This window comes from Streptomyces fuscigenes (genome assembly GCF_021556455.1).
Lineage (GTDB): Bacteria > Actinomycetota > Actinomycetes > Streptomycetales > Streptomycetaceae > Streptomyces > Streptomyces fuscigenes.
Window position 1 is genome coordinate 1 of sequence record NZ_JAKGCV010000162.1, and the last position, 11,536, is coordinate 11,536.

At 75.0% G+C, this 11,536-nt stretch carries 9 protein-coding genes; 3 read left to right on the plus strand and 6 right to left on the minus strand.

Annotated elements, in window-relative coordinates; translation table 11 throughout:
* The 3 genes from L1885_RS15145 to L1885_RS15155 form a co-directional block, all read right to left on the minus strand.
* A partial coding sequence (locus L1885_RS15145) for a ribonuclease D (protein ID WP_235797633.1) occupies nt 1-1,220 on the minus strand: 1,220 nt, incomplete at its 3' end.
* A gap of 92 nt (nt 1,221-1,312) precedes the next feature.
* Nucleotides 1,313-1,981, minus strand: coding sequence for a response regulator transcription factor (locus L1885_RS15150; protein WP_235797634.1), 669 nt, complete (start codon nt 1,979-1,981; stop codon nt 1,313-1,315).
* A 758-nt stretch (nt 1,982-2,739) separates the two neighbouring features.
* Nucleotides 2,740-3,435, minus strand: coding sequence for a DUF3000 domain-containing protein (locus tag L1885_RS15155; protein WP_235797635.1), 696 nt, complete (start codon nt 3,433-3,435; stop codon nt 2,740-2,742).
* 91 nt (nt 3,436-3,526) lie between these two features.
* Between L1885_RS15155 and hemE the strand changes: the two genes are divergently transcribed.
* Entirely contained in the window at nt 3,527-4,600 is a 1,074-nt protein-coding gene (gene hemE / locus L1885_RS15160; protein ID WP_235797636.1) for a uroporphyrinogen decarboxylase, read from the plus strand.
* Between the two features lie 216 nt (nt 4,601-4,816).
* Here the strand turns inward: hemE and L1885_RS15165 are convergent, their stop codons facing one another.
* A complete protein-coding gene (locus L1885_RS15165; RefSeq protein WP_235797637.1) occupies nt 4,817-5,788 on the minus strand; it encodes a chitinase in 972 nt (323 codons plus the stop codon).
* Between the two features lie 319 nt (nt 5,789-6,107).
* Nucleotides 6,108-7,484 (minus strand): FAD-dependent oxidoreductase, encoded by a 1,377-nt coding sequence (locus tag L1885_RS15170; protein WP_235797638.1) that lies wholly within the window; start codon nt 7,482-7,484, stop codon nt 6,108-6,110.
* Between the two features lie 97 nt (nt 7,485-7,581).
* Here L1885_RS15170 and hemG point away from each other — a divergent pair, with 97 nt between their 5' ends.
* Together hemG and hemQ are read left to right on the plus strand one after the other, a co-directional pair.
* Nucleotides 7,582-9,045, plus strand: coding sequence for a protoporphyrinogen oxidase (gene hemG, locus L1885_RS15175; RefSeq protein WP_235797639.1), 1,464 nt, complete (start codon nt 7,582-7,584; stop codon nt 9,043-9,045).
* Nucleotides 9,046-9,135: 90 nt separating this feature from the next.
* Nucleotides 9,136-9,858: a hydrogen peroxide-dependent heme synthase gene (gene hemQ / locus L1885_RS15180; protein ID WP_235797640.1), complete on the plus strand. Its 723-nt coding sequence runs from the start codon at nt 9,136-9,138 to the stop codon at nt 9,856-9,858.
* A 50-nt stretch (nt 9,859-9,908) separates the two neighbouring features.
* On the opposite strand, the gene L1885_RS15185 is transcribed toward hemQ, so the two are convergent.
* On the minus strand, nt 9,909-11,536 hold a 1,628-nt coding region (locus tag L1885_RS15185), incomplete at its 5' end, for an alpha/beta hydrolase (RefSeq protein ID WP_268984115.1).

An 11,536-nucleotide genomic window follows, 5' to 3' on the forward strand; every position in this document is an offset into this window, starting at 1 on the left:
CCGCCACCAGCAGCGGCGTCACGAGCTCCACCTGCCAGGGCCGGGGGCTCCCAGCACACGCGCCGGACGGTGTCCGGCGTGATCAGGTTCTCCTGCGGCATGTGCAGTTCGTCCGCGAGCGCCGTCACGGCCGCCCGTGCGGCCGACAGCCGCGCCGCGGCCTGCGGGTCCTTGTCCGCCCACGAGCGCGGCGGCGGAGGGCCCTGCGCGGCCTGCCCGGGCTGCGGCAGCTCCCGCTCCGGCAGCGTCCGCGCCCGGTCGATCGCCGCCTGCCACGTCTCCAGCTGCCGCCTGCCCGTGCGGTGGCCGAAGCCGGGCAGCGCACCGAGCGCCTGCACGGTGCCCGGCAGCGCGAGGGCGGCCTCGACGATGGCGGCGTCCCCGAGGACCTTGCCCGGCGAGACGTCGCGCCGCTGCGCGATCTGGTCGCGGGTGGTCCACAGCTCGCGCACCACCGCCATCTGCCGGCGTCTGCGGACCTTGTGCATGCCGGACGTGCGGCGCCAAGGGTCCTTGCGCGGCGGGGCGGGCGGCGCGGTGGCGATGGCGTGGAACTCCTGAAGGGCCCAGTCGAGCTTGCCCTGCCGTTCCAGCTCCTTCTCCAGCGCGTCGCGCAGGTCGACGAGCAGCTCGACGTCGAGCGCCGCGTAGCGCAGCCAGGGCTCGGGCAACGGGCGGGTCGACCAGTCGACCGCGGAGTGGCCCTTCTCGAGGGCGAAGCCGAGCACCGTCTCGACCATGGCGCCGAGCCCGACGCGGGGGTAGCCGGCGAGCCGGCCCGCGAGTTCCGTGTCGAACAGCCGGCTCGGGCGCATGCCTATGTCGCGCAGGCAGGGCAGGTCCTGGGTGGCCGCGTGCAGGATCCACTCGGCGTCGCCGATCGCCGTGCCGAGCGAGGAGAGGTCCGGGCAGCCGACGGGGTCGATCAGCGCCGTGCCGGCGCCCTCGCGCCGCAGCTGCACCAGGTAGGCGCGCTGCCCGTAGCGGTAGCCCGAGGCGCGCTCGGCGTCGACGGCGACCGGGCCGCTGCCTGCCGCGAAGGCGGCGACCACCTCGGCGAGGGCCTCCTCGGTGGCGACGACGGGCGGAATGCCCTCCCGGGGCTCCAGCAGGGGGATCGGCGCCGGTCCCGCGTCCTGTGGCTGGGACTCCCACGGTTCTCGCGGGCCTCCCGCGGTGCGCAGTTCCGGGTCTCCTGCAGTCTCTTGGGCGTCGGTCACCTGTCAAGGGTATCCGTGAACGGAAGGCGCCCGTCGACGGAACGTTCCGTCGACGGGCGGTGCGCCTCCCGCACGGCCCCGGGGCCCCGCGATCAGTGGATGATGCCGGTCCGCAGCGCGACGGCCACCATGCCCGCACGGTCGCCCGTGCCGAGCTTGCGCGCGATGCGCGCGAGGTGGCTCTTGACCGTCAGGGCCGACAGGCCCATGGACACGCCGATGGCCTTGTTGGACTGGCCCTCCGCGACCAGCCTGAGGACCTCGACCTCGCGGCCCGACAGCTCGCGGTAGCCGCCGGGGTGCCCGGGGGCCCCGGGAGCGCCCGGCGGGCGGCGGTGCATCCGGGCGCCGGCGCCGATCGGGGCGGCGCCCGGCCGGCTGGGGTGGCCGATGTTCGTGCGCGTACCGGTGACGACGTAGCCCTTGACGCCGCCCGCGAGGGCGTTGCGCACGGCGCCGATGTCGTCGGCGGCCGAGAGGGCGAGGCCGTTGGGCCAGCCCGCGGCGCGCGTCTCGGACAGCAGCGTCAGGCCGGAGCCGTCGGGCAGGTGGACGTCGGCCACGCAGATGTCGCGCGGGCTGCCGACGCGGGGGCGGGCCTCGGCGATGGAGGAGGCCTCGATGACGTCGCGCACTCCGAGGGCCCACAGGTGGCGGGTGACGGTGGAGCGGACACGCGGGTCGGCCACGACGACCATCGCGGTGGGCTTGTTCGGGCGATAGGCGTTCAGGCTTGCGGGCTGCTCGAGGAGAACGGACACCAAACCTCCTGGGGGGAAGGTGCGGGACGGGCCGGCCGGGGGGAGTGTGCCGGGGCGAACCGTTGCGTGACAGGGTCACTGACCTCTTCGGCAGCTCTTGCATCTGCCTTTAGGGAAAGATCACGATCTAGTGAGTAACAATTGGTGCAATTCGGACAGGCAGTCGACTGTCCCGCATCTGAGCCCCTGGTCGGGGGCCCAGTCGGGCCGAAACGCGGCCCCGCCCCGGCGCGGGCCGGCGGGCCCGGCGAACACACGGACTTGACGCGGGAGCGGAACGGGCCGGGCGCACGACGGGGCTCGACGTGCGAGCGGACCCGCTGCCGGAAGGGCGGGACGCCGGCCGCCGCCCCGGCGAAAACCGGACACGCGCGTGCGAGGGCGAGCGGGGGACGGGCGTGCGGACGCCGGCCGGCCCGTGAGGCGGCCGAGGACGGCTGAAGACGGCTCCGGGCGGCCGAGGACGGCTGAAGACGGCTCCGGGCGGCCGAGGACGGCTGAAGACGGCAGTCCGCCGGGGCCCGCTCCGCCCACGGACCGCTGCGGGGCATCCCCCACCGGACCCGGGACGTGCGCAGCCGGCTGCTGCGGCCCGGGGCCCGGCGGCCCGGCGCACGCCCGGCGCGAGTGCCTTCGGGGCCGCACCGACGGCGCGCTCCGGCGCGAGCGCTCGCGCGCCGCGCCGCCGGGCGCCGGTCCGGTCCGTGGCTCAACGGCACGGCGGATCTGCAGCGCGATGGATCTGCAGCGCGGCGGCGCTACGGCGCCTGCGGGCCGCGCCGCTGCGGCAGGGACACCACTCCCCCGCCGCTCGCACCCTCCGCGCCCGCCGGGGCGGGCCCGAAGCCCGGGGCGGCCGGCGGGAGGCCCGCGATCTGGCCGAGCAGGTCGCACCAGGCCGCCAGGTGCGCCGCCGAGTCGGGGGCGCCGCCGCGCCCCTCGCGCGGCGTCCACGAGGCCCTGATCTCGATCTGGCTGCTGGGCCTGCGTTCCGAGAGGCCGCCGAAGTAGTGCGAGCCCGCCCGCGTCACGGTGCCGCTCGGCTCCCCGTACGCGAGGCCGCGGGCCTCCAGCGCCCCCGTGAGCCACGACCAGGAGACGTCGGGCAGCAGGGGGTCGACGGCCATCTCCGGTTCGAGCTCCGCGCGCACCAGCGTGACGAGGCGGAACCTCCCGTGCCAGGCGTCGTGCCCGGCCGGGTCGTGCAGCAGGACGAGGCGGCCGTCCGCGAGGTCGTCCTCCCCGTCGACGACCGTCGCCTCCAGCGCGTAGGCGTGCGGCGCGAGCCGCTGCGGTGCGCGCGTCGGCTCGATCTCGATCTCCGGGCGCACCCGGGCGTCACGCAGCGCCTCGACCGCGCTCCGGAACGGGGGCGGTAGTGCTGCACCCGCCGAACCGTCCGTGTCACCTGCGTCGTTCGAATGATCGGAGAACTGTCCCTGAGCCGCGGCCATGCGGGGAAGAGTAGGCCGAACACGGCCCGCGCGCAGGGAGGGACACCCGTGCCGGGCCTGCGGCTTGGCGGCACATGCGAAGATTCTGGGCGTGAGCACAGAGCGCCGCCCCTCGGGCCAGCAGACCACCGCCTCCGCCGTGTCCGATTCAGCCTTTTTGCGCGCCTGCAGACGTGAGGACGTGCCGCACACGCCGGTCTGGTTCATGCGCCAGGCGGGACGCTCGCTCCCCGAGTACCTGAAGGTGCGCGAGGGCGTGCCGATGCTGGAGTCGTGCACCCGGCCCGAGATGATCAAGGAGATCACGCTGCAGCCGGTGCGCCGGCACGGCGTGGACGCCGCGGTCCTCTTCAGCGACATCGTGGTGCCGCTGAAGGCGATCGGCATCGACCTGGACATCAAGCCGGGCGTCGGGCCCGTCATCGCGGACCCCGTCCGCACCCGCGCCGACCTCGACCGGCTGCGCCCGCTCACCCCCGACGACGTGCCGTACGTCACCGAGGCCATCGGCATGCTCACCGACGACCTCGGCGCCACCCCGCTCATCGGGTTCACGGGCGCGCCCTTCACCCTCGCCAGTTACCTGATCGAAGGCGGCCCCTCGCGCACGTACGAGCGCACCAAGGCGATGATGTACGGCGATCCCGAGCTGTGGGCGGACCTGGTGGAGCGCCTTTCGGTGATCACCGGCGAGTTCCTGGCCGTGCAGGTCGAGGCGGGCGCGAGCGCGGTCCAGGTCTTCGACTCGTGGGCGGGTGCGCTGGCCCCGGACGACTACCGGCGCTACGTGATGCCGGCCTCGGCGAAGGTGTTCGAGCGGGTCGCCGCGTACGGCGTGCCCCGCATCCACTTCGGCGTCGGCACGGGCGAGCTGCTGGGGCTGATGGGCGAGGCGGGCGCCGACGTGGTCGGGGTCGACTGGCGGGTGCCGCTGGACGAGGCGGCCCGGCGCGTGGGCCCCGGCAAGGCGCTCCAGGGCAACCTGGACCCGACGGTGCTCTTCGCCCCCCGGGCGGCCGTCGAGGCCAAGGCGCAGGCGGTGCTCGACGCGGCGGCCGGCCTGGAGGGGCATGTCTTCAACCTCGGCCACGGCGTCATGCCGTCCACCGATCCGGACGCACTGACGCGCCTGGTCGAGTTCGTCCACGAGCGCTCCGCCCGCTGACGCGCGCTTCCCCGGCCGGACGGCGGCACCGCCCTGCCGGGGCGGTACCGCCGAGCGGCGGAGCGGCGCAGGCGGCGTGCAGGCCCCGGACGCCGCCCGTCGCTCCGGAGCATCGGCGCGTCCGGAGGGACGGTCGGTCCGGGGCGCCGCCCGCGCCCGGGGCTCCGGTCGCTGCGGCGCCCCTCGCCGTGGGGCACGGGCTCCTCGGAGCGCCGGTTACTTCAGGGCGTCGGTGAAGGCGAGCTTGTTCTGCGAGACGCCGCTGCACGTCGACGACGCGCCGCCGCCGTTGCCGCCCGCGCAGGCCTGGTCCCGGTTCTCGGACCACATGGACAGGCGCCCCACGCCGTTGCTCACGGCCCAGCTCTTGAGGGCGGCCGCGTTGGCGAGGGTGAAGGTCGAGCCGTCGTCGTTGGTGCCGATCATGGGCGTGATGCCGAGGTTCGCGTAGGAGTAGCCGGAGTCGACGGACTTCATCTGCGCGAGCGTCGCCTGGCCGGCCTTGATGGCGGCCTGCCCCATGTCCTGGTTGCCCTGGTAGTAGTCCATCGTCATGGCGTTCACGACGTCCAGCTTCAGGCCCGCGGTCTTCGCGGACTTGAGGATGTTCACGCCGTCCTGCGTCAGGCCGCTCGGCAGGACGGGCAGGGTCGCGGAGACGGTCAGACCGGGGTTCGAGGCCTTGAGCTGCTTCATGACCGTCCAGTTGCGGACGGCGGAGGTCTGGTCCGCGACGGCGCCGCCCTCGATGTCGAAGTCGAGGGACTTCACGCCGTAGGCGGTGATGATCTTCTGGTAGGCCGCCTTGATGGCGTTCTGGTCGGTACAGGTCCAGCCGAGCGGGTAGCCCGCGGCGCCGCCGTTGGACACGATGACCGAGGCGCCCTCGGACTGCGCCTTCTTGATCAGCGGGTCGGTGAAGGAGTCGCCGCCGACGGGCAGGGTGTCGCCCCAGATGGCGTTGCAGCCGGCGCCTATGACGAAGGCCGCGGTGAAGGACTTCACACCGTGCTGCGTGATCGCGGTGTCCAGGAGCCCTTCCTGACCGTTCGACATGTCGGTGTACGGCGCGAAGGTGGTGGAGCCCGCCGCCGGGGCGGCGGAGGCGGTCCCGCCTGCGGCGAGCGCGGCGGAGGCGGCGAGGGCAGTGGCGGCGAGGCCGACGGTGGCACTGCGGAATCTGCGCATGGTGACGCCCTTTCGGTGGCTGTGGGGAGGCCGGAGCAGCACGCCGGCCGGGGGTGGGGCCGACCGGCGACGCGGGGACCATAGTTGGACTAGACCAAAGTGGGCGTCAAGGGTCTGGGCACCAACTGTTCCCCGGCGGCGGCCGGTTCGGGGCGTGGAGACGTGGCCGGTTCGCGTGCGGGCGGGCCGCTTCGGGACGGTCAGGACGCGCAGACGGGCCGGGGCCCCCGGCGGAAGAGGCACGGCGCGGGAGGGTCGGACACCCCTGGCCCGCCACGGCCTCGGCCGGGTCCCCCGGCCCAGGCCGCCCGCCCCGCTGTCAGCGCGCTTCGCGCAGCTTCTTCGCGGCCTTGCGCGCCGCGACCAGGACCGGGTCCCAGACCGGCGAGAACGGCGGCGCGTAGCCCAGGTCGAGCGCCGTCATCTGCTCCACCGTCAGCTTGGCCGTCAGCGCCACGGCGGCCACGTCCACGCGCTTGCCCGCGCCCTCCCGCCCGACGATCTGCACACCGAGCAGGCGGCCCGTACGGCGCTCCGCGATCATCTTGACGGTCATCGGCTGCGCGTCGGGGTAGTAGCCCGCGCGGCTGGTCGATTCCGCCGTCACCGCCACGAACTGCAGCCCCACCGCGAGCGCGTCCCGCTCCCGCAGCCCGGTGCGGGCGATCTCCAGGTCGCACACCTTGCTGACGGCGGTGCCGACGACGCCGGGGAAGGTGGCGTAGTCGCCGCCGACGTTGGCGCCGATGATCTGTCCGTGCTTGTTCGCGTGCGTCCCGAGCGCGATGTGCCGCATGCTGCCGGACACGAGGTCCCAGACCTCCACGCAGTCGCCGCCCGCCCAGATGTCCTCGTGCCCGCGCACCCGCAGGGACAGGTCCGTCAGCAGGCCGCCCGACCTGCCGAGCGGCAGGCCCGCCGCTTCGGCGAGTTCCGTGCGGGGACGCACCCCCATGCCGAGCACGACCACGTCGGCCGGGTACTCGCCGTGCGCCGTCGCCACGGCCCGCACCCGTCCGCCGGGGCCCGTGCGGATCTCCGTCACGGCGGCGCCGCCGACGACCGTGATGCCCATGCCGGTCATGGCGTCGTGGACCAGGCGGCCCATGTCGGGGTCGAGGGTCGACATGGGCTGCTCGTCGCGGTGCAGGACGGTGACCTCGTAGCCGTGGCGCACCAGCGCCTCCGCCATCTCGACGCCGATGTAGCCGGCGCCGACCACGACGGCGTGGCGCCCCTTCGCCCGGGCGAGCGTGTCGAGGAGTTCCTGGCCGTCGCCGAGGGTCTGCACGCCGTGCACGCCCGGCGCGTCGATGCCCGGCAGGCGCGGGCGCAGCGGGCTCGCGCCGGTCGCGAGGACGAGCTTGTCGTAGCCCGTCCAGCTCTCCTCGCCGGTCTCCAGGTCGTGGGCGAGCACCCGCCGGCCGGACACGTCCAGCTCCCGCACCTCGGTGCGCATCCTGAGGTCGATGCCGCGTTCGGCGTGCTCGTGGGGGGTGCGCGCCACCAGCTCGTCGCGGCTTCGGACGTCGCCCGCCACCCAGTACGGGATGCCGCACGCGGAGTACGAGGCGAAGTGGCCCCGCTCGAAGGCGATGATCTCCAGTTCGTCGGGGCCCTTGAGCCTGCGCGCCTGCGAGGCCGCCGACATGCCCGCCGCGTCGCCTCCGACCACCACCATGCGTTCCGCAGCCATCGCGCACCCCTCCGTCTCGCGTCCGCCCCGGTGACCGGGGTGGGAGGAACGCTACGCGGCGCGGGCGCGGCACCGCCCGTTTGAGAGAGTGTCTGCCATGGAGTCGAGCACGCAGCACACGCACACCGGCCCTGTCCCCGGCACGTCTCCCGGGCGCGTCGTGGTCGTCGGGGGCGGCATCGCCGGACTCGCCGCCGCGCACCGGCTGCTGGCCTCGGGCGCCTCGGTCACCGTCCTGGAGGGCACGGACCGCATCGGCGGCAAGCTCCTGACGGGCGAGATCGAGGGCGTGCGCGTCGACCTGGGTGCGGAGTCGATGCTGGCGCGGCGCCCCGAGGGCGTGGAGCTGGCCCGCGCGGTCGGTCTCGGCGAGCGGCTCGGCCCGCCGCACGCCACGACGTCGTCGGTGTGGACGCGCGGCGCGCTGCGCCCCATGCCGAAGGGCCATGTCATGGGTGTGCCGGGCGATCCCGCCGCGCTGGCGGACCTCCTGTCGGACGAGGGGCTCGCGCGGATCGCCCAGGAGCGTGCGCTGCCGCCCGGCGACGTCGGGGAGGACGTGGCGGTCGGCGCGTACGTGGCCGAGCGGCTCGGCCGGGAGGTCGTCGACCGGCTCGTCGAGCCGCTGCTGGGCGGCGTGTACGCGGGTGACGCCTACCGGATCTCGATGCGCGCGGCGGTGCCGCAGCTGTACGCGGCAGCGCGGCGGCACCCGTCGCTCCTCGACGCGGTCGGCTCCCTCCAGGCCGGCCCCGGGCCGGGCGCGGCGGCCCCCTCCGGCGTGTCGCTGCCGTCCGGCGGGCCGGTCTTCGCGGGCATCGAGGGCGGGATCGGCCGGCTGCCGGGCGCCGTGGCGGACGCCGTCCGCGCGGCCGGCGGCGACCTGCGCACCCGCACGCCGGTGCTCGGCCTCTCGCGCGGCGCGGACGGCTGGCACGTGCGCACCGACCAGGAGGTCCTGACCGCGGACGCGGTGGTGCTCGCGACCCCGGCCTGGTCGGCGTCCGCGCTGCTCGCTGACGTGTCGCCGAAGGCGTCGGCGGACCTGTCGGACATCGAGTACGCCTCGATGGCGCTGGTCACGATGGCGTTCCGGCGCGCGGACGTGACGTCGCTGCCGGAGGGCAGCAGCGGATTCCTCGTGCCGCCGGTGGACGGCCGCACGATCAAGGCCGCGACGTTCTCCACCCGCAAGTGGGGGTGGGTCGACCGCGCGGCGCCGGACCTGTTCGTGCTGCGGACGTCCGTGGGCCGCTACGGCGAGGAGGAGCAACTGCAGCGGGAGGACGGCGAGCTCGTGGCCTCGTCGCTGACCGACCTCGGGGAGGCGGTGGGCATCGCCGCGCGACCGGTCGCGACCCGGGTGACCCGGTGGGTCGGGGGGCTGCCGCAGTACCCGGTGGGCCACCTCGCGCGGGTGGCGCGCGTCCGGGAGGCGCTCGCGGCGCTGCCGGGGCTGCGGGTGTGCGGCGCGGCGTACGACGGCGTCGGCGTGCCGGCCGTGATCGCGAGCGCGACCCGCGCGGCGGACGAGATCCTGGGCGGGCGCCGGGAGGCGTGACGCGCACGCCTCCGCCCGGGCCCGGGCGGGCTCCGCGGTGAGCCGGACCCCTGGTCGAGGGGCGCCGCGGGCGGGAGCGAGAATGAGGGCATGACTGCTTCACCCTCTCCGGAGAAGACCCCCAACGCCGGCAAGAAGGCGCGGGACCTCAACGATGTCGTCCGCTACACGCTGTGGTCCGTCTTCCAGCTGCGCGACGTGCTGCCCGAGGACCGCGCGGGCTACGCGGACGAGGTCCAGGACCTCTTCGACCAGCTGGCCGCGAAGGACGTCACGGTGCGGGGCACGTACGACGTCTCCGGGCTGCGCGCCGAGGCCGACGTGATGATCTGGTGGCACGCCGAGACGGCCGACGAGCTCCAGGACGCCTACAACCGCTTCCGCCGCACACGCCTCGGCCGCGCGCTGAAGCCGGTCTGGTCGAACATGGCGCTGCACCGGCCGGCGGAGTTCAACAAGTCGCACGTCCCGGCCTTCCTGGCCGACGAGACGCCGCGCGACTACGTCAGCGTGTACCCCTTCGTGCGCTCGTACGAGTGGTACCTGCTGGAGGACGGCGAGCGGCGCCGGCTGCTCGCGGAGCACGGCATGATGGCGCGCGACTACCCGGACGTCCGCGCGAACACCGTCTCGTCGTTCTCCCTCGGCGACTACGAGTGGATCCTCGCCTTCGAGGCGGACGAACTGCACCGCATCGTCGACCTGATGCGCCACCTGCGCGGCTCGGAGACGCGCCGCCACGTGCGGCTGGAGGTCCCGTTCTTCACCGGCCGCCGCAAGTCGGTGGGCGACCTGGTCGCGGGCCTGGCGTGAGCGTGGGGCCCCGCCGCGTGCGGGGCCCCGTCCGCGGTGCCGGGCGGGTGTCAGCGCGCCGGCTGCGGGGGCGGCGGCCCGGGCAGCGCCTTCGTCGCGGACAGCCCGGGCAGTGAGACCGGCCGCGGCTCCGCGTGCGGGGCGCAGCCGGCCGCGCCCCGCGGGGTCCGGCCCGTCAGCAGGTAGGCGTCGACGTACGCGTTGACGCAGGCGTTGGGGCCGCCGGCGATCCCGTGCGTGCCCGCGTCCCGCTCGGTCACCAGCACCGAACCGGCCAGCCGGCGCTGGAGTTCCCGCGCCCCCGCGTACGGCGTGGCCGCGTCGCGCTCGGCGGCGAGGATGAGGGTCGGCGGCAGCTGCCCGGGCGCGGTGCGTACGTCGACGGGCTGCCGGTGCGGGGCGGGCCAGTACGCGCACGGCAGGTTCATGAACGCGTTGTCCCACGTCTCGAACGGCGCGGTCCGCGCGAGGCGCGTGTTGTCCCGGTCCCAGTCGCGCCAGTCGGTGGGCCACGGCGCGTCGTTGCACTCGACGGCGGTGTAGACGGCGTTCGCGTTCTCCGCGTCGCGCGCGGCGAGCGGCTGCGTCAGCGGCGCCGCCTGGTCGGTCAGCGGCCTCGGATCGCCCTTGAGGTACGCGGACAGGGCCGTCGCGCGCATCGCCCAGTAGTCGTCGTAGTAGCCGGCCGACAGCATGGCCGCCTGCAGTTCGCCGGGGCCGACCGTGCCGCCCGCGGGCTCCCGCGCCACCCTCGACCTCACCAGCTCGTAGCTGCGCCGGACAGCGGCCGCGGTCGTGCCCAGGTGGTAGACGTCGTCGTGCTTCGCCACCCAGGTGCGGAAGTCCGCCCACCGGCGCTCGAAGGCGACCGACTGCTCCATGTTGTCGCCGTACCAGATCTGCGACGGGTCCGGGTTCACGGCCGAGTCGAAGACCATGCGCCGCACGTGCGAGGGGAACAAGGTCGCGTAGACGGCGCCGAAGTACGTGCCGTACGAGGCGCCCATGAAGGTCAGCTTCCGCTCGCCGAGCGCGGCGCGCAGCACGTCGAGGTCGCGGGCGTTGTCGACAGACGTGTAGAACGGCAGCGCGTCGCCCGCGTTCTTCGCACAGCCCCGCGCGTACGCCTTCGCCGCGGCGATCCGGGTGCGCTTGTACGCCTCGGACGGCTGTTCCGGCGCGTCGGTGGGCGACTTCGTGTATTGCGCCGGGCTCTCGCAGGACAGCGGGGCCGAGCGCGCCACTCCCCGGGGCGCGTAGCCGACCAGGTCGTAGGCGGCCGCGATCCTCCGCCACTCCGGCAGGTCGCCCGCCATGGGGAAGGCCATGCTGGACGCGCCGGGCCCGCCCGGGTTGTAGACCAGCGCGCCCTGCCGCCCGGCGGGCCGGCCGCTCGCGCGCACCCTGCTGACGGTCAGCCTGATCGTGCGCCCGTCGGGGTGCGCGTAGTCCAGCGGTACGGCGACGGTGCCGCACTCCACGGGCTTCGGCAGCATCTCCTCCTTCGGGCACGTCCCGAACGCGACGCCGGCCACGGCAGCCCGGTGCGCGGCCAGCACCACGCCCCGGCGCTCGCGGGCCGCCGTGAGCGTCCCCACCGCGCCCGCCACCACGTCCCCGGCCCCGGCGCTCTCGTACGGCGTGCCCGCCGGTGCGGCCCGGCGGTGCGCCGCGTCCG

What these genes read in the sequence shown, in the direction of transcription:
- L1885_RS15155 (WP_235797635.1), bottom strand. Translation starts at nt 3,435, where the DNA reads ATGGCCGCGGCTCAGGGACAGTTCTCCGATCATTCGAACGACGCAGGT.
- L1885_RS15165 (WP_235797637.1), bottom strand. Translation starts at nt 5,788, where the DNA reads ATGCGCAGATTCCGCAGTGCCACCGTCGGCCTCGCCGCCACTGCCCTC.
- L1885_RS15170 (WP_235797638.1), bottom strand. Translation starts at nt 7,484, where the DNA reads ATGGCTGCGGAACGCATGGTGGTGGTCGGAGGCGACGCGGCGGGCATG.
- hemG (WP_235797639.1), top strand. Translation starts at nt 7,582, where the DNA reads ATGGAGTCGAGCACGCAGCACACGCACACCGGCCCTGTCCCCGGCACG.
- hemQ (WP_235797640.1), top strand. Translation starts at nt 9,136, where the DNA reads ATGACTGCTTCACCCTCTCCGGAGAAGACCCCCAACGCCGGCAAGAAG.